The sequence below is a fragment of the Microbispora sp. ATCC PTA-5024 genome (assembly GCF_000511135.2).
Lineage (GTDB): Bacteria > Actinomycetota > Actinomycetes > Streptosporangiales > Streptosporangiaceae > Microbispora > Microbispora corallina.
Genome location: NZ_KI866523.1, coordinates 1,111,858 through 1,131,466, shown reverse-complemented (window position 1 = coordinate 1,131,466; position 19,609 = coordinate 1,111,858). Strand labels below are relative to the sequence as shown.

At 72.3% G+C, this 19,609-nt stretch carries 17 protein-coding genes and 2 pseudogenes; 10 read left to right on the top strand and 9 right to left on the bottom strand.

Annotated features, from left to right (window positions below):
- Window positions 1–9: 9 nt before the first annotated feature.
- A complete protein-coding gene (locus tag MPTA5024_RS17815; protein WP_036326617.1) occupies window positions 10–957 on the top strand; it encodes a pseudouridine-5'-phosphate glycosidase in 948 nt (315 codons plus the stop codon).
- Complete coding sequence (locus MPTA5024_RS17810) at window positions 957–1,925, top strand: ribose-phosphate diphosphokinase (protein WP_036325182.1); 969 nt, start codon at window positions 957–959, stop codon at window positions 1,923–1,925. The genes MPTA5024_RS17815 and MPTA5024_RS17810 overlap by 1 nt, the downstream gene beginning before the upstream one ends.
- 54 nt (window positions 1,926–1,979) lie before the next feature.
- On the opposite strand, the pseudogene MPTA5024_RS39710 reads toward MPTA5024_RS17810, so the two are convergent.
- A pseudogene (locus MPTA5024_RS39710) lies at window positions 1,980–2,810 on the bottom strand (LysR family transcriptional regulator); the annotation flags it as partial.
- Between the two features lie 328 nt (window positions 2,811–3,138).
- Between MPTA5024_RS39710 and MPTA5024_RS17805 the strand changes: the two are divergent.
- Together MPTA5024_RS17805 and MPTA5024_RS17800 are read left to right on the top strand one after the other, a co-directional pair.
- Window positions 3,139–4,098: an EamA family transporter gene (locus tag MPTA5024_RS17805; protein WP_036325180.1), complete on the top strand. Its 960-nt coding sequence runs from the start codon at window positions 3,139–3,141 to the stop codon at window positions 4,096–4,098.
- A gap of 76 nt (window positions 4,099–4,174) precedes the next feature.
- Complete coding sequence (locus tag MPTA5024_RS17800; protein WP_084369767.1) at window positions 4,175–5,389, top strand: MFS transporter; 1,215 nt, start codon at window positions 4,175–4,177, stop codon at window positions 5,387–5,389.
- 54 nt (window positions 5,390–5,443) lie between these two features.
- On the opposite strand, the gene MPTA5024_RS17795 is transcribed toward MPTA5024_RS17800, so the two are convergent.
- Genes MPTA5024_RS17795 through MPTA5024_RS17785 form a run of 3 tightly spaced genes read right to left on the bottom strand, consistent with a single transcriptional unit; the run spans window position 5,444 to window position 8,453 of the window.
- A complete protein-coding gene (locus MPTA5024_RS17795) occupies window positions 5,444–6,682 on the bottom strand; it encodes a sensor histidine kinase (protein WP_036325179.1) in 1,239 nt (412 codons plus the stop codon).
- Entirely contained in the window at window positions 6,679–7,407 is a 729-nt protein-coding gene (gene cseB, locus MPTA5024_RS17790) for a two-component system response regulator CseB (protein ID WP_036325178.1), read from the bottom strand. The genes MPTA5024_RS17795 and cseB overlap by 4 nt, the downstream gene beginning before the upstream one ends.
- Window positions 7,407–8,453, bottom strand: a complete 1,047-nt coding sequence (locus tag MPTA5024_RS17785) for a D-alanyl-D-alanine carboxypeptidase family protein (protein ID WP_063794706.1) — start codon at window positions 8,451–8,453, stop codon at window positions 7,407–7,409. The genes cseB and MPTA5024_RS17785 overlap by 1 nt, the downstream gene beginning before the upstream one ends.
- A 312-nt stretch (window positions 8,454–8,765) precedes the next feature.
- Between MPTA5024_RS17785 and MPTA5024_RS17780 the strand changes: the two genes are divergently transcribed.
- On the top strand, window positions 8,766–9,959 hold the full coding sequence (locus MPTA5024_RS17780; protein WP_036325177.1) for an MFS transporter: 1,194 nt from the start codon (window positions 8,766–8,768) through the stop codon (window positions 9,957–9,959).
- Window positions 9,960–9,984: 25 nt separating this feature from the next.
- Here MPTA5024_RS17780 and MPTA5024_RS17775 read toward each other — a convergent pair whose 3' ends face one another.
- From MPTA5024_RS17775 to MPTA5024_RS42305, 3 genes are all read right to left on the bottom strand, one after another.
- Window positions 9,985–10,815 carry a helix-turn-helix transcriptional regulator gene (locus MPTA5024_RS17775; RefSeq protein ID WP_157099522.1) on the bottom strand — a complete coding sequence of 277 codons (831 nt, stop codon included), beginning with the start codon at window positions 10,813–10,815 and terminating at the stop codon, window positions 9,985–9,987.
- A gap of 57 nt (window positions 10,816–10,872) precedes the next feature.
- The gene (locus tag MPTA5024_RS17770; protein WP_051458293.1) at window positions 10,873–12,354 is read right to left on the bottom strand and encodes an MFS transporter; all 1,482 of its coding nucleotides are present in this window, start codon (window positions 12,352–12,354) and stop codon (window positions 10,873–10,875) included.
- Window positions 12,355–12,448: 94 nt separating this feature from the next.
- The gene (locus tag MPTA5024_RS42305) at window positions 12,449–13,174 is read right to left on the bottom strand and encodes a nuclear transport factor 2 family protein (protein ID WP_084369764.1); all 726 of its coding nucleotides are present in this window, start codon (window positions 13,172–13,174) and stop codon (window positions 12,449–12,451) included.
- Window positions 13,175–13,459: 285 nt separating this feature from the next.
- On the opposite strand from MPTA5024_RS42305, the gene MPTA5024_RS17765 reads away from it, so the two are divergent.
- From MPTA5024_RS17765 to MPTA5024_RS17755, 4 genes are all read left to right on the top strand, one after another.
- Entirely contained in the window at window positions 13,460–14,587 is a 1,128-nt protein-coding gene (locus tag MPTA5024_RS17765; RefSeq protein WP_036325176.1) for a ThiF family adenylyltransferase, read from the top strand.
- Window positions 14,588–14,620: 33 nt separating this feature from the next.
- A complete protein-coding gene (locus tag MPTA5024_RS44290; protein ID WP_269750598.1) occupies window positions 14,621–14,752 on the top strand; it encodes a hypothetical protein in 132 nt (43 codons plus the stop codon).
- A 73-nt stretch (window positions 14,753–14,825) separates the two neighbouring features.
- Entirely contained in the window at window positions 14,826–15,428 is a 603-nt protein-coding gene (locus MPTA5024_RS17760; RefSeq protein ID WP_036325175.1) for a DUF6879 family protein, read from the top strand.
- Complete coding sequence (locus tag MPTA5024_RS17755; RefSeq protein ID WP_051458292.1) at window positions 15,425–16,669, top strand: hypothetical protein; 1,245 nt, start codon at window positions 15,425–15,427, stop codon at window positions 16,667–16,669. The genes MPTA5024_RS17760 and MPTA5024_RS17755 overlap by 4 nt, the downstream gene beginning before the upstream one ends.
- On the opposite strand, the gene MPTA5024_RS17750 is transcribed toward MPTA5024_RS17755, so the two are convergent.
- Together MPTA5024_RS17750 and MPTA5024_RS17745 are read right to left on the bottom strand one after the other, a co-directional pair.
- Complete coding sequence (locus MPTA5024_RS17750) at window positions 16,608–17,990, bottom strand: sensor histidine kinase (RefSeq protein ID WP_036326602.1); 1,383 nt, start codon at window positions 17,988–17,990, stop codon at window positions 16,608–16,610. The two genes, MPTA5024_RS17755 and MPTA5024_RS17750, sit on opposite strands and share 62 nt — an antisense overlap.
- Window positions 17,991–18,034: 44 nt before the next feature.
- On the bottom strand, window positions 18,035–18,913 hold the full coding sequence (locus MPTA5024_RS17745) for a helix-turn-helix transcriptional regulator (protein ID WP_084369762.1): 879 nt from the start codon (window positions 18,911–18,913) through the stop codon (window positions 18,035–18,037).
- A gap of 185 nt (window positions 18,914–19,098) precedes the next feature.
- On the opposite strand from MPTA5024_RS17745, the pseudogene MPTA5024_RS42300 reads away from it, so the two are divergent.
- Window positions 19,099–19,609: pseudogene (locus tag MPTA5024_RS42300) on the top strand (hypothetical protein); the annotation flags it as partial.

The following is a 19,609-nucleotide window of genomic DNA, read 5'->3' as shown; positions in this document are numbered from 1 at the left end:
GTGACGACGATGAGCGCCTACCCGCACGAGAGCATCCCGCTCGTCTTCAGTGCCGAGGTGGCCGACGCGATCCACGAGGGCCTCCCGGTGGTGGCGCTGGAGTCCAACGTCATCACTCACGGCCTGCCGTACCCGGAGAACGCCGCCACCGCCCGGAAGGTCGAGGAGGCCGTCCGGGCGGGCGGGTCGGTCCCGGCGACGATCGCCATCGAGAGCGGCAAGATCGTCGTCGGCATGACCGACGCCGACATCGAGCGGTTCGCCTCGACGCCGGACATCCCCAAGGTCAGCAGCAGGGACATGCCGGTGGTCCTGGCACAGGGCCGGATGGGCGCGCTGACGGTCGCCTCCTGCCTGGTGGCGGCCGAGCTCGCGGGCATCCCGTTCTTCTCCTCCGCCGGGATCGGCGGCGTCCACCGGGGCGCGGAGACCAGCATGGATGTGTCCTCCGACCTGATCCAGTTCACACGGTCGAAGGTCGCCGTGGTGTCCGCGGGCGCGAAGAAGATCCTCGACCTCGGCCTGACCCTGGAGTACCTGGAGACCCAGTGCGTGCCGGTCGTCTCGTACCGGTCCGACGACTTCCCGGCCTTCTACTGCGTCTCCAGCGGGTTCCGCAGCCCGATGCGGCTCGACGACGACGACGTGATCGCCCGGGCGATCGAGAACCACTGGGCGCTGGGCAACCACAGCTCGTTCCTGATCACCACGCCGGTCAGACCGGAGGAGGCGATCGACAGCGACGAGGTCGACGCCGCCATCGCCGAGGCCACCGCGGCCGCCGAGCGGGACGGCGTCCGGGGTCAGGCCATCACGAAGTACCTCATGCGCGCGGTGGACGCGGCCACGCAGGGCCGCTCGTCCAGGGCCAACATGGCGGTGCTGATCAGCACGGCCGAGGTCGGCGGGCGGCTCGCCGCGGCGCACGCCCGGTACCGCAAGGAGGTGGGGGGCTGATGCCCGCGGACACCAAGAACCTCATGCTGTTCGCCGGGCGCAGCCACCCCGAGTTGGCCGAGGAGGTGGCCAAGCACCTGGACGTGACGCTGACACCCCAGTCGGTGTACGACTTCGCCAACGGCGAGATCTTCGTCAGGTTCGAGGAGTCGGTGCGCGGCAGCGACGCGTTCGTCATCCAGAGCCACTGCGCGCCGATCAACAAGTGGCTCATGGAACAGCTGCTCATGGTGGACGCGCTGAAACGCGCCAGCGCCGAGCGGATCACCGTGATCATGCCGTTCTACGCCTACTCGCGGCAGGACAAGAAGCACCGCGGCCGGGAGCCGATCTCGGCCCGGCTGGTCGCCGACCTGTTCAAGACCGCGGGCGCGGACCGGATCATGACCATCGACCTGCACACGGCCCAGATCCAGGGCTTCTTCGACGGCCCGGTCGACCACCTGTTCGCGCAGAGCCTGCTGGCCGAGTACGTCGGCGGCAAGTACGGCGACGCCGACATCACCGTGGTCTCCCCCGACGCCGGGCGGACCAAGCTGGCCGAGAAGTGGGCCGACCACCTGCGCGGCCGGCCGATCGCGTTCATCCACAAGACCCGCGACCCGCTGCGCCCCAACGAGGTCGTCGCCAACCGGGTCGTGGGTGAGGTCAGGGGACGCACCTGCGTGGTGATCGACGACATGATCGACACCGGCGGCACCATCGCCAAGGCCGTCCGCCAGATGCTGGACGAGGGCGCCGAGGACGTGGTCATCGCGGCCACCCACGGCGTGCTGTCCAACCGGGCGACCGACCTGCTGGCCGGCTCAGGCGCCCGCGAGGTGATCGTCACCAACACGCTGCCGATCCCCGCGGACAGGCGGTTCCCCCAGCTGACCGTGCTGTCCATCGCCCCCCTGCTGGCCAGGGCCATCCACGAGGTCTTCGAGCACGGCTCGGTCACCAGCCTCTTCGACGGACAGGCGTGATTCCCCTTCCGGCGGGAGCATCCCGTTCCGGGTGTGGACGTCCAGCATGCTGAGGAAGGCGCTCGCCGCGGGCGACTGGCTGACGCGGCTCCAGATGACGTATTCGACGCGGACCGGCGCGTCGGTGACCTCGACGGTGACCACGCCGCTGAGCTGGGACACGTAGGCGGAGGGGAGCATGGCGACGCCGAGGCCCTGCCCGACGAGCCGGGCCAGGAAGTCCGCGTTGGTCACTTCGAACGCGACGTCGCGGGTGAGCCTGGCGGCGGAGAAGGCCTGGTCGGACTGGACACGTCCGGCCGTCTTGGCCGGCAGGTCCACGAACATCTCCGAGGAGAGCCGGCGAAGGTCGACCGCCGGCTCCTCGGCGAGCGGGTGGTCCGGCGCGACCACGGCGACGAGCCGGTCACGGGCCAGTTCGCGGACGTTCACGCCTTCGGGGCGCACCGTGGTCGGCATCCCGAGGAAGGCCACTTCGATGGCCCCCTCCTTCACCTGCTCGACGAACTCCTCGCTCGCCCCCACGCGCAGGCTGATGCGCACGGACGGGTACCGCTCGTGAAACTCACGCAGGGCGCGGGGGATGTCGACCGCCGCGACGGTGGGGATCAGGCCCACGGCGAGCCGGCCGCGCACCTCGCCGACGGCCGCGGCCACCTCGGCCACCGCGCGCTCGGCGGCGTCCAGGCACTGCCGGGCGGCGGGCAGGAACGCGGCGCCCGCCGGGCTGAGGCGCACCCGGCGGCTGGTCCGCTCGAAGAGTTTCGCGCCCAGTTCCCGTTCCAGCCGCGCTATCTGGTGGCTGAGCGCGGACTGGACGACCAGGCACCGTTCGGCCGCCCGGGTGAAGCTGTTCGTCTCGGCGACGGCGACGAAGTATCGCATCTGCTGCAGCTCCATGGATCTAGCTTGTATCACGATAGATGGCCTGACAAACATGTGTTGGACTCATTGATAGCGGCCGGGCGAGACTGTCAACGTGACGAGTTCGGCGGCACGAAGGATTTCCCGGAAAAGCCGTCAGCGGTGTTATCCACGCAAATCCGCCTAATGGCTATGCCGAACTGCTCGCGCGAAATGCCGGAAAAGTCGCCGGGTCGCGGACTTCGTCGGCAACCGCCAGCCGAAAGGAACGGTCGAACGTGAACGCATGTGTGATGCCCGGCGCCCGCGGCCTCGGCCGCCGGCACGCCGGCGCGGAAAGCGGCGCGGCATGAACGGCGGCCGGTCGTTCCTCACCACGGGCGTGACGGCGCTCGCGCCGGCGATCTGGGGGACCACCTATCTGGTGACGACGGAGTGGCTCCCGGCGGACCGCCCGCTGCTCGCCGCCACCGTACGGGCGCTCCCCGCGGGCCTGATCCTGCTGCTGTTCACCCGCGTCCTGCCGACCGGGGTGTGGCTGTGGCGCACCCTGGTCCTCGGAACGCTCAACATCGGCGCGTTCAACTTCCTGTTGTTCGTCGCGGCCTACCGCCTGCCGGGTGGCATCGCGGCGATGCTCATGACCGTGCAGCCCATGGCCGTCCTGGTCCTGGCGGCCCTGCTCATCGGGGACAGGATCCGGTTCACCCATGTGGCGGCCTGCGTCCTGGGCGCGCTCGGTGTGGTGTTGCTCGTGTTCAAGGGGACGGCGGCGCTGAACGTCGTCGGTGTGGTGGCGGCGCTGGCCGGAGCGGCCTGCATGGCCACCGGCATCACACTCACCAAACTGTGGGGACGGCCCCCCGGAGTGGGGCTGCTTCCCTTCACCGGCTGGCAGCTCACCGCGGGCGGGCTCGTACTGGCGCCGTTCACCCTGGCCATCGAGGGGATGCCGGCCACGATCACCGCGACCAACGTCCTCGGGTTCGCCTACCTCATCTCCCTCGGCGCGGTCATCAGTTACGCGATCTGGTTCCGCGGGATAGAGAGGCTGCCGGCACTGGCGGTCTCCGTCCTCGCCCTGGGCAGCCCGATCGTCGCGACCCTCCTCGGCTACCTGTTCCTGCACCAGACGCTGTCGATGCCGCAACTGGCCGGAATCGTCGTGATCATCGTCGCCGCGCTGCTCGCGCAACCCCGGCCGGCCGCCCCGAGAGGGGAGCGTCTCGGCTCTCCCCCGGACAGCGGCGCTCCCCCGGTGCCCGAACCGAGGTCACCGTTGCCGGCGGAAGGGAGACGCTCGCGATGACGAGCCGGTAGGAGCCGGTAACCGCACGTCCGTAATCGGTCCGTACGTCTACACCTCGACCACTGAGAGAGAAGACATGTCCTCAAACGACGAGCACCCGCTCTCGCCCTTCAGGTCCTGGCTGGGTGTCGCTGTCATCACAGCCAGCCTGTTCGTCTTCGTCACCACCGAGTTGATGCCCGTCGGCCTGCTCACCCCGGTCAGCAGAAGCCTGGACATATCGGTGGGAGTCGCCGGGCTGATGGTGACGTTGTACGGCGTCTCGGCCGGGCTGGGCGTACCGTTCATCGTGGCGTGGACCAGGCGCGTCAACCGGCGCGTGCTGCTGTCCGCGCTCCTGGCGATCCTGGCCGTGGGCAACCTGATCACGTCCATCTCGCCGAACTACCCGCTGGTCCTGACCGCGCGGCTCATCATGGGATTCGCCAACGGCGTGTTCTGGGCCATCGGGGTGAGCATGGCGATGCGCCTCGTTCCCGGCCGCCTCGCGAGCAGGGCGTCCGCGGTCGCGCTGTCCGGCATCTCGATCGCCACCGTGGTGGGCATACCGCTGGGAACCCTCCTCGAAAGCCTGACCGACTGGCGGACCACCTTCCTCATCTGGAGCGGCCTCGGCGCGCTGGTGCTGCTCGCGGTGATCGTCGTGGTTCCGTCGCTGCCGTCGGAGAACGCGGTCTCGGTCCGGGAGGTCTTCGGGCTTCCGATCAGGAACATGAGACTCCGCGTGGTGCTGTTCGCCGTCGTCCTCTACGTGCTCGGGCACTTCGGGGCGTACACGTTCATCCGTCCCTTCATCGAGCAGAACTCCTCCACCTCGTCCGGGTTCTTCACCGTCCTGCTGATCATTTACGGCGTCGGCGGCGCGGCCGGGAACTTCATCGCCGGCTACACGGTGACCAGGAACCTGCGGGGCAGCTTCGCCGTCGCCTGCACGGGACTCGTCGCGGCCCTGCTCCTGCTGCTCACGATCGGTCACACCCAGGCCGGTCTGATCTTCTCGCTGATCCTGTGGGGCGTCTCCTTCGGCGCCGCCAACCTGTGCCAGATCAACGTGACGCTGGCCGCCGCGCCCGACACCTTCGAAGCCGCCATGTCCCTCAACACCCTGGCGTACAACACGTCCATCGCGCTCGGAGCGCTGTTCGGCGGGCTGTTCGCCGACCACCTCGGGGTCGACAGCGTCTTCTGGTACGGCGTGGTGCTGACGGCGGCCTCGGTGCTCCTCACCCTCGGCACACGCCGCAGGAGCGCACAGCCCGTCGCCGAGAGCGAGATGGCCGCCAGCGCGTAGGCCGCCACCGCGCCGGAGGTCACGGGCCCGGTCGCCGGAGACGGCGGCCGGGCGTCAGGCCGGCAGCTCGAGCGTGACGATCGCGCCGCCGTCCGGGGCGTTGGCGAAACGGAGCCGCGCGCCGATGACCCGGGCCTGGCCGACGGCGATGGTCAGGCCGAGCCCGTGCCCGCCGCCGCGTTCGGCCCTGCCGGTCCGGAACCGCCGCGGCCCGTCGGCCAGCAGGTCGCCGGGGAAGCCCGGGCCGTGGTCGCGGACCACGATCGTCCGGCCGCTCACCTCGATCTCCACCGGGGGCCGTCCGTGGCGGTGGGCGTTCACCACGAGGTTGGCGACGATCCGGTCCAGACGGCGCGGATCGGTCTCCGCCACGGGGTCGCCCACCACGGTCACCTCGGCGGTGAGACCCAGCCTGCGCAGCGACTCGGCCGTCAGCCGGTCGAGCGGCACCGGGAGGCGCTCGGGCTCCTCGGCTCCGGCGTCGAGGCGGGAGACCTCCAGCAGGTCCTCGACCAGCGACCGCAGCACGCGGACGCGGTCGCGGACCAGGTCCGTGGCCTCGCTCTCCGGCAGCAGCTCGGTGGCGGTGAGCAGCCCCATCAGCGGGGTGCGCAGGTCGTGCGCGATGTCGGCGGTGAAGCGCTGTTCGGCGAGCAGCCGGCGCTGCAGGTTCGCCGCCATCGAGTCCACGGCGGCGGAGATGTCGGCGATCTCGTCACGTCCGCGCGCCTCGGTCCTGGCGTCCAGATCTCCGTCCGCGATGCGCCGCGCGGTGGCGGCCACGCGCCGGAGCCTGCGGTTCGGCAACTCGGCCGCCAGGACCGTCACCGGCAGGAGGACGCCGAGCGCGGCGAGCGCGGCGAGCACCATGTGGCGGTCGAGCGCCTGCAGGCTGCGCAGCTCCGGGCCCATGTCGATCCGTGCGACGAGCACCCGGCCGCCCACGGGTTCCGCCGCCCACATCCAGGGCTCGCCGGGCCGCTCCTCGACGTAGCAGGTGCTCCCGGCGAACGCGGGGAGGAGGGCGCCCGGCTCCGGACGCGCGGACGCGAGCCGCTGCCGCAGCTCCGCCGGCAGCTCGCCCGGCTCCTTGATGGCGTCCGCGGGCGCCGTGCCCGTGCGCGCGTACTCCTGCTCGATCTGCGTGAGGGCCTGGAGCGCGTCGTCCTCGCCGAGGCGCATCGAACGGTCGTAGGTCGCCCGGTGAACCAGCACCCCGACCACGGCCGTGACCGCGCAGCATCCGACGGCGACGAGGGCGGCGATCTTCCACCGCAACGAGGTCGGGTTCACGACCGGCGGAGCTTGTAGCCGAAGCCGCGGACCGTCTCGATCCGGTCGGCGCCGATCTTCTTGCGCAGCCGCTGGACGCAGAGATCGACCACGCGGGTGTCGCCGTCCCAGCCGTAGTCCCAGACGTCGCGCAGCAACGTCTGGCGATCCAGGACGAGCCCGGGGTTGGCCGCGAACTCCAGCAGCAGCCGCAGTTCCGTGGGCGCGAGCGCGACCGGCCGCCCGGCCAGCCGCACCTCCAGGGCGGCGGTGTCGACCGTGAGGTCGCCGAAGGTGAGCCCGGATCCGCCCGCCCCGTCCTCCGGGGCGCCGGCGGCGGACGCCGTCTCCCGCGGGGTGAAGGCCGCCCGCCGCAGCAGGGAGCGGATCCTGGCCACCAGCACGGAGATCTCGACCGGCTTGACGACGTAGTCGTCCGCGCCCGCCTCAAGGCCCGACACCACGTCAACGGCGTCGCCCCGGGCCGACATCAGCAGAATCGGCATCAGGCTGGACTCCCTGACCTTGCGGCACAGGCCGATGCCGTCCAGGCCTGGCAGCATGACGTCCAGCAGCAGCAGGTCGTGTCCGCCGTCCTGGAAGGCCTCAAGGCCGCTCAGGCCGTCCCCGGCGGTCGACACGCGGTAGCCGTAGCGCTCCAGCGCCATCGTGACCGTCTTGAGGATGACGTCGTCGTCCTCGACCAGCAGCACGGTGACGGGCGCGTCAGGGGTCGTCCTGTCCACTACCGCGCGTCCCCTCGCCGGGCGGTTTCGCCGCTGGTGTCCATGTTGTACTGTACGGCGGCCGCGCGCGTGCTCATCGCACCGCGCACGCCTCCCGTCCGGCCGGCCGCGACCAGCCGGGGCACGGCCGCCCGCACCGCCGTGATCAGCCGGTCGCTCGCGTCGAGCGCCGCCTGCTTCGCCGCCTCCGGGTCGGCGCCGACCCTCTGCGACAGGACGACGCCGAGCACGAGACGCGCCCCGTCGCCCGATCCGACCGTGACGGCCCACATCAGGCTGCCGCCCGCCCGCGTGCCGGATCCGGTCTTGATGCCGATCACGCCGTTCCTGCCCAGCAGCGTGTTGGTGTTGCGGATCACGCGCGGATCGCCGGGAAGGGACGTCCGCGTGGTGGCGACGATCCGGCGGAACACCTCGTTCCGCATCGCCTCGCCGGCCAGCTTCACCTGGTCGGCCGCCGTGCTCACCGTGGAGTCCTCGTAGCCGCTGGCGCCGGTGTAGACGGTGTCGGCCATGCCGAGGGCGCGGGCGGCGGCGTTCATCTTCCGCACGAACCCCTCCTGCGTCCCGGCGTCCCACCGGGCCAGCAGCCGGGCCACGTTGTTGCCGGACGGGATCATCATCAGCTCCAGCAGCCGCCGCAGGGACAGCCGCTGTCCCTCCCTGACCGGGACGGTGGACTCCGTCGCCGACAGCGACTCGGCGGCGGCCGTCCCGTCGACCTCGATGAGCGGCCCCTCCTCGCCGTCCCTCAGCGGGTGGCCCCGCAGCAGGACGTAGGCCGTCATCACCTTGGTCACGCTCGCGATGGGCACCGGCGTCATCGAGCCGCTGGATCCGAGGACGCCCTCGCCGGCCATCGCGACCACGGCCTGCCCGTCGGCGGGCCACGGCAGCGCGACGCCGGTGACGTGCCGCGGCGCGGGCACGCGCGCCCAGCCGGACGGGCCGAGGCAGCCGGTCGCACCGGCGGCGACCACGAGGGCGAGGGCGGCGAGGACGGCCCGCGACAACGGGCGGACGCGGCCGCGGCGGGCGGAACGCATGACGGGGCACCTCCATGACGGACTTGTCCGCGCCCCATCGGGGCGCGTGCCCGTCACGATGCGATGCGCGGATGTCGGCCCCGCGGAAGCGGCGCATCCGCCACGGCTCAACCGCGCATCAGTCCGCGCGCCTCCACCTCGCGGCGGCTGTGTCGGGCGGTGAGATCGGGGGTGCCGGGGAGCGGGGAGGTTGTCGTAGCATGTCGGGAAATCGGGGATGATCTCCGGCGTACGGTCGGCGTTCGCGAGGGGTGGGTCCACGACGCGCCGCCGACGGACGGCGGGCGGCCGTTCGCATCGGCGGGAGGTCAGGTGTCCGCACTCCGGCACCGGTGGTGGGCGCCCGTCGCCCTCGCGTACGCCGCCTTCGTCCTGGTGGGGCTCAGCGCGGGCGTGGGCGGGGTGCTGCTCCCCGCGCAGATCCGCGACTACGGCCTGGACAAGGCCACGATCGGCACGACCTTCTTCAGCTTCTCGGCCGGGTTCATGCTGGCAGGCTCGACGGCCGGCACGCTGATCCACCGGTTCGGGGTCCGCGCGGCGCTGGCGGCGGGCGGCGGCGCGTACGTGCTGGCCGGGCTGTGCACGGCCCTGCGGCCGCCGTTCCTGGCCCTGGTGGTGATCCAGCTCGTCGCCGGGTACGGCACGGGAATCCTCGAGTCGGTGCTCAACGCCTACCTCGCCGGGCTGCCCAGGGCGACGACCCTGCTCAACCGCCTGCACGCGTTCTTCGGGGTGGGCGCACTGCTCGGGCCCCTGCTGGCCACCTGGATGCTGGACCGCCTGCCGTGGACGGCGGTGTGGCTGGTCCTCGCGCTGATCTGCGTCCCGCTCATGGCCGGGTTCCTCCTGACGCTCCCCCGAGGAAGGACGGAGGTCCCGGAGACGACGGAGACGGGCGGGAACGGCCTGCTCGCGGCGGCGTCGCGGGAGCCGGCCGTCCTGCTGGGCGCCGCGTTCCTCGCCGTGTACGTCGGCCTGGAGATCAGCGTGGGTAACTGGGGCTTCACCTTCCTGGTGGACGCCCGCGGGCAGGCGGACCTGCTGGCCGGGTACACCGTCTCCGGCTACTGGCTGGGGCTCGCCCTCGGCCGCTTCCTGATCAGCCCGGTGGCCGCCAGGATCGGGATGACCGACACCGGCATGACCTTCGCCTGCCTGGCCGGCATCACCGCCAGCGCGGTGCTGGCCTGGGTGGCCCCGGGGACGGCGGTGGCGAGCGCGAGCTTCGTGCTGCTCGGCTTCTGCCTCGGCCCGATCTTCCCCACCACGATGGCGGTGGCGCCACGACTGACCGTCGCCCGGCTCGTGCCCACCGCGATCGGGCTGCTGAACGGCGTGTCGGTGGTGGGCGGCGCCGTGTTCCCCTGGCTGGCCGGCGCCATCGCCCAGGGGGTCGGGACGTGGACGTTGCCGCCGTTCGCGGTCGCGCTCGCGCTCGCGCAGCTGGGCCTGTGGTGGCTGCTGGCCGCCCGGATGACGTCGCCGAGCGGAACGCCTGCCTGAGCGTCCTCCCGCCCTGGAACCGCTCTCACCCGGGGCCGGGCGTCGCGCCCTCAACGGGCAGGTGAAGGACGACCGCGTGGGTCGGGCTGTCGACGAGACTCAGCACGGCGAGGTGGAACGTGCGTTTCCCCAACCCCGGCGCGACCAGTGTGCGGGTGCGCAGGCGCTGGCCGCGCACGTGGTGCTCGTTCCACCACGACCGGAAGTCGGCGCTCGCGGCCTCCAGGTCGCGGACCAGCGCGCTCATCCTCCGGTCGGCCGTCCTGCTCGCGTAGGCGACCCTCAGCCGGGCGATCACGTCGAGGGTCTCGTCGGCCCAGTCGACCAGCCGTTCCCTGGCCTCGGGGTCGGTGAGCATCCACCACAGCATGTTCCTGCGGTCGCGCGGCAGCCGCCCGAAGTCGGTGTACCACTCGGCCGCCGCCGCGTTCCAGGCCACGACGTCGCCGTACTGGTTGCCGGCGTAGACCGGCCAGGGGCTCAGCCCGGCCACCTCCACCGCCTGCGCGACCAGCTCCTCGCCCGTCCGGCCGCCGTCGGCCGGCCCCGCCGGGGACCGGCCGAACGCGAGCCGGTGGATGTAGACCCGTTCGTCCTCGGTCAGGCCGAGCACGCGGGCCACGCTGTCGAGGACCTGTGGCGAGGGGTGGATGTCCCGTCCCTGCTCCAGATACGTGTACCAGGTCGGGCTGAGCCCGGCGAGGACGGCCACCTCCTCCCGCCGCAGACCCTTCGTCCGCCGATGGACGCCCGTCGGGAGGCCCGCCTGTTGCGGGGTTATGCGGGCACGGCGATCACGCAGAAACCGAGCGAGCTCCTGTCTGTTCTCGCTCCTGTCGGCCACGGCATCCCCCATCGACCGCCGCACTAACCTCGGAGCCGCACCCCGAGGGTTCGACACTGCTCTGCATTATCACGAAGGCACATCGTCAGGTGAAGCCGTCGCCATGCGCACCCGCCCGGTCCACCACCGGTCCGGTACGGTCACGACGGCGGCCAGCGCCGCGAGCGCGATGAGGTAGACGAGCGCGGCCGCGAAGGCCCGGCCGTAGTCGCCCGGGGCGGTCGAGCCGTGGAGCATGCCGAAGAAGATGATCCCGATGACCGCGACGCCGAGGGCGCCGGCCATCTGCTGGGTCGTGGACAGCACGCCCGACGCCGACCCCGCGTGCTCGGACTCGACGCCGAGCAGCACCTGGGACAGCAGCGGGGCGCCGACCATGCCGATACCGGCGCCGGCAACGGCCATGAGGATCTCGTACAACGGCAGGTTCACCCGGGCGCCGGCGTCGCGGGTGATCAGCGCGAGGCAGACCTCCCCGGCGACGATCAGGATCGCCCCGATCGTGAGCGTGCGGCGGCCGAGCCTGCGGATGAACTTCGCCGCGTTCATGGACGTGAGGAAGAACGTCACGCCCATCGGCAGGAAGACCAGGCCGGCCCGCAGCGGGGAGTAGCGCAGGCCGTCCTGCACGTACAGGGCGATGACCAGCATGAACGAGGCCATGCCGCCGTAGACGGCGAGGACGGTGGTCAGGCCGGTGACGAACGACCGCGCCCGGAACAGCGACGGCTCGACCAGCGGCGTGCCGCCCGACCGTGACAGCTGCACCTGCTGCCGCGCGAACAGCGCGAACACCACGGCGCTCGCGGCCAGCGAGACGAACGTCCAGGCGGGCCACCCCTCCTGACGGCCCTCGACGAGCGGCACGAGCAGCAGGAGGACGGCGGGGACGACGATGACCACCCCGGCCAGGTCGAGCCGCCGGGCCGTCTCGGAGCGGGACTCCAGGACCAGGCGGGGCAGCACGAGCAGCGTGACCAGGCCGATGGGCAGGTTCACCAGGAAACAGACGCGCCAGCCGAGCCCGAACACGTCGGCGGCTATCAGCAGGCCGCCGATGACCTGGCCGCCGACGGTGGCCAGGCCGAGGGCGGCGCCGTACCCCGCGAACGCCCTCGGCCGGTCGTCCCCGGTGTAGGTGACGTTGATGATGGACAGGACCTGGGGGAACATGAGCGCGGCCGCGACGCCCTGCAGAACGCGGGAGGCGACGAGCATCTCCGCGTTCACCGCCAGCCCGCAGAGCACGGACGCGACGGTGAACCCGGTGAGGCCGGCGGCGAAGACCTTGCGCCTGCCGTACAGGTCGCCGAGGCGGCCGCCGGTGATCAGGCCCGAGGCGTAGGCGACGCCGTACCCCGCGACCACGAACTGGATCTGGGCGTCGGTGGCGTGCAACTCGGCCTGGGCCGAGGGGATGGCGACGTTCACGATGAAGAAATCCAGAATCGTCATGAACGTGCCGACGAGAATCACGGGAAGCGCCAGCCATCGGGTTCGCTCCCGCGATTCCCCGACGCCGATGGCGGGTGAGCCGGTGACGCTGCTCACGACGTCACCTCCTCTGCCGTCTCGTCGTGCGACCGTGCGGAAGGCGCGTTCTGCGGCGCCTCGGGAAACGCACGGCGACTGTCGTTTCGCTCGCTCATCGTGGTCTCCTGGCTTTTTCAGGCGGAGGGATTCCGGTAAAGCCTTTCCGGCGGCGGCCGCGGCCGCCAGAATCGGCCTGTGCTGGTATCGCGAGTACCACCGTCAGTCGCGGTCCCGGTATCCCTCGCTCACCTCGACGACGACGCCGTCCGGGTCGCGCAGCCACACGCTGCGCCAGCCGTGGATGTGGGCGGAGAAGTCGAGCGGGCCGAGCGTGACGTCGGCCCGCCCCTTGACGGCGCGCAGGAACGCGTCGAGGTCGTCGGTCTGGAAGGCGATGTGCCGGACCGTGCCGGTGACCTGGTGGCCGTCCCCGCCGGCGGGCTCGCCCGCCGCCGACCACGGACGAGCGGATGCGCACGGCGCCGTCCTCGGACACGACCGACCAGGTCTGCGTGGCGTCGAACCCGAGCCAGGCGCTGCGGGGTGCGGGCCTGTCCCAGATCCGGGCCTGCCAGTTGACGACGACCCGCACGTCCGCCTGGCCGGGGCCGGCCGGCGTCACGTCCACGGTCTTCAGCTCGTGGACCTCGTCGAAGAACCGGTTGATCACGGTGTCGTACCAGCCGCGAAAGTCGTCCAGGCCGTGCAGGGTCCCCTCGGGGAATTTCATGACCAGGCCCTCATTGGCGAGGAAAACGGCGACCTTCTCCACCGGGTCGTGCCGGTCGAGCGCCTCGTACCATTCCCGTACGAGCCGCCGCACTTCTGCTTCGGTCACAGAGCACTCCTTTCCGGGATTCCGTTTCTCCGAGCGATTCCGAGTTAACGGAGGCGGCCCGGCGGGGGGCAAGGAAAGCGACGCGAATTCGGCTCACTGCGGTAAGTGCACGAAATACGCCCCGGGCGCGGCGCGCCCCGCGGGACGGCGGCCGGGAAGTCTCCGCGCCGCGCGGGGGATGATGCCTCTTCAGCATCAAAGGTTGACAGAGTGGATTACTTGCCTCAATCATTCGCATGTCAGAACGCGTCCCGATCACGAGAGGCCGTCTTGCGCCTGCCGCGAGTGAAAGCCGAACACCTCCCGCACCGGTACGGACACGACAGGATCCGCATCGGCGGGTCCATCTACGGGGTGGCGGGGGAGATCATCGATCCCGACGGCTACGCCTGGGCGGCGCTCGGCGCGATGGACGGCACCCGCACCCCCGGTGAGATCGCCGGGCGGCTGCGCCGGCTGTTCCCCCGGCTGACCGACGAGGACGCCCAGGGGGTCGTCGACCTGCTGCTGACCTCCGGCTACATCGAGGACGCCGGCGTCCGGGAGCCCGAGGAGCTGAGCCCGGACGAGCAGGACCGGTACTCCAGGAACGCCGCGTTCTTCCGCCGTACGGACCTCACGCCCCGGCCGAGCAGCTGGGAGGCGCAGATCCGGCTCAAGCGCTCCCGGGTGGTCGTCCTCGGGCTCGGCGGCACCGGCAGCCACACGGCGTGGGCCCTGGCCGCCTGCGGGGTCGGGGAGATCCACTGCGTGGACCGCGACGTCGTCGAACTGTCGAACCTGACGCGGCAGGCCCTGTACCGCGAGGCCGACATCGGGCGGCCCAAGGTGGAGGTGGCCGTGGCCCGGCTGGCCGAGGTCAACTCCTCGGTGCGGATCACGGGCGAGAGCCGGGCGGTCGAGTCCGAGGGCGACATGGCCGACCTCGTGAGCGGCTTCGACGCGTTCGCGATGTGCGCCGACGAGCCGGGCGGCACAGGCGGCATCCGCGTGTGGGCCAACCGGGCGTGCCTGGCGGCGAAGGTGCCGTGGGCGCTCGGCGGGTACAGCGGCCCGCTCGTCAGCGTCGCCGCCTTCGACCCCGACGGGCCCTGCTACGAGTGCCTCACCGCCAACGTCGACGCGTCGCTCGCGCCGGGCATCCCGGTCGACCTCGGCGGTCCCGGCGTCATCGCTCCGTCCGCCGGCGTGTCGGGTCACCTCACGGCCCAGGCCGTCATCTCGTTCCTGACCGGTATCCCCGAGCGCCCCGGGTCGTACGTGACCGGGGTCAACCTGATCGCCCCCGACCAGCACGTCTACACCCGCCACCCGGCCGTGCCCGGTTGCCCGGCCTGCGGCCCCCTCTCCTCCGAATCCGCCGCCGGGCCGTCCCCGGCTCAGTCCACCGCCGCCGCCCCAGCGACGACCTGACGAGGAGCATCACCTCCGAGAGAAGGGAAAGCGATGGAACACGTCGAGCCCGCGATCCAGGACGAGCCGGCCGCCGCCGAGGAGCCGGCCCCCACGAGGATCTCGATCCGGCTCCTGGACAAGATCGAGACGACCAACACCTACAGCGGAAACTCCAACAGTTAGGGTCCCGGCCCGGGCGGGGACCCGCCGCCCGGGCCGGTGCGCCGTCCCCGTGCAGGCGACTCAGGGAACCGCGATGAACGCACGCCCACCGCGCATCGACTCCGCCGACGGCCGGGTGCTTCCCCTGCGGGAGTACGCGGCCGACTTCCTGGTCCTGTTCCACGAGATCGACGGCGTCATCTGGAAGCTCGAACGGGCCCAGGACTTCGACGAGGGCGACAACCCCAGCTGGAAGGCCATGCGCGCCGGGGATTGGGAACGTTCCCTCGCCCTCCTGGAGGAGGCACGGGGGACGATCGCCGCCGACCTGCCGGCCCGGGCCACGATGCGCCGGCTGCGGGTCGTGGAGTGGCCGCTCACGCCGTACATGCAGTGGGAGCTTCACCTGCTCGCGCTGCGGGAGCGGCTGGGCGAGGGCTGCCGGGTGGTCGCCGCGGAGGACGTGGCCGGGCTCGAGACCGACGGGCCCCTGCCCGAGCTGGTGATCTTCCCCGGCCATCACGCGTACCGGGTCAGGTACGACGAGCGCGGCGCCTGCGTGGGGGCGCGCAAGGTCGCCGACCCCGCGGTCGTCGAGCCGTGGACCGAGCTCGTCGCCTCCCTCTACGACGGGGCCGAGGACCTGGGGGACTACGTCCGGCGGCGGGTCGAGCCCCTGCCGCCGCCCGCACCGTGACCACCGTCCGCTTCCACAGTCTCGCGGTCCGCCGTGACCGGGAGGAGTGGATCGTGGGCCGGGCCCAGACGGGGGTGTGCGTCGCCCTGCCGTACGAGGGCGTGCGGGCCATCGAGATCCTGGAGACGGGCGCCACCGTCGAGGAGACGAGCGACCTGCTGCGCCGGGAGACGGGCGTCACCCTCGACGTGGCCGGATTCGTCGGCGAGATGGCCGGGGCCGGGCTGGTGGCCGCGGTCGACGACCGGCCGGTCGGCCGGGACGAGGTCCCCCGGCCGTCCCTGCCCTGGCTGACGCCGCGGCTGGTCCGGTGGACGCTGAGCCCGGTCCTCCCCTGGGTCGCGGGCGCGCTCGTCCTCGCCGGAGCCGTCGCCGCCGCCGTCCGCCCCGGCGTGGTCCCCGGCTGGCACGCGCTCATGTGGAGCCCCCACGGCACGCCGGTGCTGGCGGCCGAGGTCGTCCTGGTCGCCGCGCTGGTCGCCCTCCACGAACTGGCCCACCTGTGTACGGCCCGGGCCTCGGGCGTACCCGGCCGGATCCGCCTCGGCACCCGGCTGCAGTTCCTGGCCGCGCAGACCGACGTCTCCGGCATCTGGCTGGCGGGCCGCCGGGCCCGGCTGACCGTCTACCTGGCGGGGATCGCCGTGGACGCCGCCGTCCTGGCGCTGTGTCTCGTCGCCATGGCCGTGCTCGGGCCGGACGTGCCGCTGTCGATCGTGGCGCTGACCGAGATGACCGGGCTCGCCCTGCAGTTCCTCGTGTTCATGCGGACGGACCTCTACTTCGTGCTGCAGGACCTGTCCGGCTGCCGCGACCTCTACGCCGACGCGGGGGCGCACCTGCGGCACCTGGCCCGGCGCCTCGCGGGGCGGCCGTCCGAGGACCCGCTCCGCCTGCTGCGCCCCCGCGAGCGACGGTTCGTCCGGATCTACAGCGGGGTCGTGCTGGCGGGCACGGCCGCCTGCCTCGCGGTCTTCCTGCTGGTGTCGCTGCCGTTCACCCTCACGATGGTGTTCCGGGCGCTCGGCGCGCTCGCCCGGCACGCCACTCCGGTGGACACCGCGGACGCGGCCGCCACCCTGGCGGTCCTCCTGGGATATCAGGGCGCCTGGGCGTACGCGTGGGCCCGCAGGCACGGCCCGCGCCTGCGGGGCCTCGCCGCCCGTGCCGGCGCCCGGCTCACCCCCCGTCCGCCGGGCCGGCCGGCTGGCCGGGGACGCACGGGACGCACGGCAGCCTGAGCACGAACCGGGCGCCCTTGGGCGAATCCTCGACCCGGAGGGAGCCGCCGTGGGTCTGCGCGATCTCCCGGGAGATGGCGAGGCCGAGCCCGCTGCCGCCCGGTTCGCGGCGGCGCGCGTCGTCCAGCCGGACGAACCGGGTGAAGATGCGCTCCCGGTCCTCCGGCGCCACCCCTGGCCCGTCGTCCGTCACGGCGGCCATCGCCTGCCCGCCGTTCGCCCGCACCTCGATGCGGACGCCGCTCGCGGCGTGCCGCTGGGCGTTGGCCAGCAGGTTCTCCAGCAGGCGGATCAGCTGGATGCGGTAGCCCCGGACGAGCACGCCGGGCGCGGCGACCACGAAGACCGGCGGGCGCACCGGCCGGGAGGCCGCCACCTCCGCCGCCAGGGCGCCGAGGTCGATCTGGTCCGGGGGCTCCGGGTCGGCGGCCCGCAGGCGTGCCAGCACGAGCAGGTCGTCGACGATCGCCTCCAGGCGGTCGGTCGTCGCCAGCGCCTCCCGGATCGCCTGCCGGGGCTCCACGTCGTCCGGGTAGAGCAGGGCCTCCTCCAGGCCCGTGCGGAGCCCGCTGATCGGCCTGCGCAGCTCGTGCGAGGCGTCGGAGGCGAACCTCCGCTGCTGCTTGACGGCGGCCTCCAGCCGGGCGAGGGTCTGGTTGGCCGTGCGGGCGAGCATCGTGATCTCGTCGCGGCCCGGGGGCAGCGGCACCCGGAGGCTCAGGTCGGTGCCGCTGATCTCGGACATCCGGGCCCGGATGATCTCGACCGGCCGCAGGGTCCGGCCGACCAGGCTCCAGGTCATCAGCGTCACGAGGATGAGGACGGGGAGAGCGCAGGCCGTGATGGCGGCCTCCAGCCAGTGGTCTGTGAGGAGGGGAGGCACGCGGAGCCCGGCGTACACGAACGGGGAGTCCTTGGCCGGGGTGTCGCGGATGGCCATCAGCATGACGCACTCGCCGTCGGGACTGCACTCCTCCAGGCTCTTGAACCGGTCGTCCGGCGGGGGCCGGACGTGGGTCAGCGGGGGCAGCCGGCTCGCCGCCCGGCTCGCCCCCAGGATGTGCCCGTCGGCGTCGACGATCTGGATCAGGTCGACGCGGGTGGAGGCCGGGATCACCCGCGGCACGGTCCCGTCCCGGACGGCGGCGCTCCACTGCGTGGCCACCCGCTCGGTCTCGACGTACGCCTCGCTCTCGGCCTTGTACCGGGTGACCACGTCGAGGTAGGCCCCGACCACGGTCAGGAAGACGAACGACAGGGCCGCGGCGACCAGGGTGTAGCGAGCACGGATCGACCGTACGCGGGGTAGTGGCAAACTCATCGTTCCCGCCTCGGGGAGCCGGCCGTCCGCGACCAGGCTCGCCATCAAATCTGGCGGTGCACGCCTGGCGCGGCACCGGCCTGGGGGACGAGGACGGGCTCCTGGGGCGGCCGGACCAGGGACGACAGCATGGCGAGGCCTCGTTCGGAGGGGCTTCCGGGGTCGGCCTGGAAGATGACGAGCTGCTGACCGGGGGCGCTGTTGATCGTGAAGACCTCGTAGGAGAGCATCAGCTCGCCCACGATCGGGTGCCGGAAGCGCTTGCGCTCGGTATGCCGGGGCAGCACGTCGTGACGGGCCCAGATGCGGACGAACTCGGCGCTCTGGTCGGACAGCTCGTCGACGAGCTGCGGGAGGAAGGGGTCGTCGGGATCGGTGCCCGCGCCGGTCCGCAGCTGCGCCGCCTTCAGCGCCGCCGACTGCTCCCAATCCGGATAGAAGGCGCGCGCCTCGGGATTGAGGAAGCAGAGCCGCAGCAGGTTGTCGTTGTGGTCGAGCCCACCGTAGAGGGCGTCGGCCATGCCGTTGGTCGCGAGCAGGTCCATCCACCGGCCCCGGATGAACGCGGGGGTGTGGTCCCACAGCCGGAGCAGGCGGAGCAGCCCGGGGGCCACCTCCTCCTCCCGCCGTGCCGGCCGCTGCCGGGGGCGCGGGTGGGCGAGCTCGTAGAGGTGCTCGGTGGCCGCGGGGTCGAGTTCCAGCACCCGGGCCAGCGCGTCCAGGACCTGCTCGGACGGACGGCGTTCCCTGCCCTGCTCCAGCCGGACGTAGTAGTCGGTGCTGACGCCGGCGAGCATGGCCACCTCTTCCCTGCGCAGTCCGGGGGTACGGCGGCGCCCCACCCTCGTCAGCCCGACGTCCTCGAGGCGCGTCGACTCGCGACGTGCGCGGAGAAAGTCTCCAAGGAGTCGTTGACGGTCCATTCCGTCACCATATGCCCGTTATATGTCTTCTTGGGTGGTTGTACTACACCTAGGGTCCGGCGTCCCAGGAAACCGGCGGCCTTACCCATCCCGTCCCGATGGCTGACGATTGTGGCGTAGTCGTTGGACGCCGTCCCGCTTCCTCCCTGGTGTGGGGCGGCCTCCCCGGAGAGAGAAGAGCAGCCATGGTGCACTACGGCGCGGCGATAGGCGCAGGCACGATATTGGTCCCCGCCCTGGGCGGCGTCCTCCTCTGGGTGGCGATCCTCGGCTGCGCCCTGCTGCGCCCGTGGGGGGGCGACTGGCATGCCGCGGGCGCCCACGAGCCGGAACCGGTCCCCGGCGACGACGGGGAGATCCCCTTCATGGACGACGAGTCCCGTGCGTTCTGGGCGGACGAGGCGACCGGCGTGTTCCCGTTCGAGGAGCCGGGCAGCGGCGAGCAGCGGGCCGCCGAGCCTCAGGGCGGGGGGCCGCTGAGCGAGGGCGCCGCGTCCGGCGATCTCCGGGGCGACCCGGCGCCGCTGCGGCGCCGCGCCCCCGAAGGCCCGCCCGCCGCGCAGGCCCACCCCGTGCCGGCCGCCCCGCACATCCTCCCCATGCCGGCCGCCGCGCAGGCTCTCCCCCTCCCGAACGCCGCGCAGGCCCACCCCGTGCCGGCCGCCCCGCACATCCTCCCCATGCCGGCCGCCGGGC

Excerpts from the sequence above, each read along its gene's own strand:
- MPTA5024_RS17815 (WP_036326617.1), top strand. The coding sequence starts at position 10 with ATGAGCGCCTACCCGCACGAGAGCATCCCGCTCGTCTTCAGTGCCGAG.
- MPTA5024_RS17810 (WP_036325182.1), top strand. The coding sequence starts at position 957 with ATGCCCGCGGACACCAAGAACCTCATGCTGTTCGCCGGGCGCAGCCAC.
- MPTA5024_RS17805 (WP_036325180.1), top strand. The coding sequence starts at position 3,139 with ATGAACGGCGGCCGGTCGTTCCTCACCACGGGCGTGACGGCGCTCGCG.
- MPTA5024_RS17800 (WP_084369767.1), top strand. The coding sequence starts at position 4,175 with ATGTCCTCAAACGACGAGCACCCGCTCTCGCCCTTCAGGTCCTGGCTG.
- MPTA5024_RS17785 (WP_063794706.1), bottom strand. The coding sequence starts at position 8,453 with ATGCGTTCCGCCCGCCGCGGCCGCGTCCGCCCGTTGTCGCGGGCCGTC.
- MPTA5024_RS17775 (WP_157099522.1), bottom strand. The coding sequence starts at position 10,815 with ATGGGGGATGCCGTGGCCGACAGGAGCGAGAACAGACAGGAGCTCGCT.
- MPTA5024_RS44290 (WP_269750598.1), top strand. The coding sequence starts at position 14,621 with ATGGAACACGTCGAGCCCGCGATCCAGGACGAGCCGGCCGCCGCCGAG.
- MPTA5024_RS17760 (WP_036325175.1), top strand. The coding sequence starts at position 14,826 with ATGAACGCACGCCCACCGCGCATCGACTCCGCCGACGGCCGGGTGCTT.
- MPTA5024_RS17750 (WP_036326602.1), bottom strand. The coding sequence starts at position 17,990 with ATGAGTTTGCCACTACCCCGCGTACGGTCGATCCGTGCTCGCTACACC.
- MPTA5024_RS17745 (WP_084369762.1), bottom strand. The coding sequence starts at position 18,913 with ATGGACCGTCAACGACTCCTTGGAGACTTTCTCCGCGCACGTCGCGAG.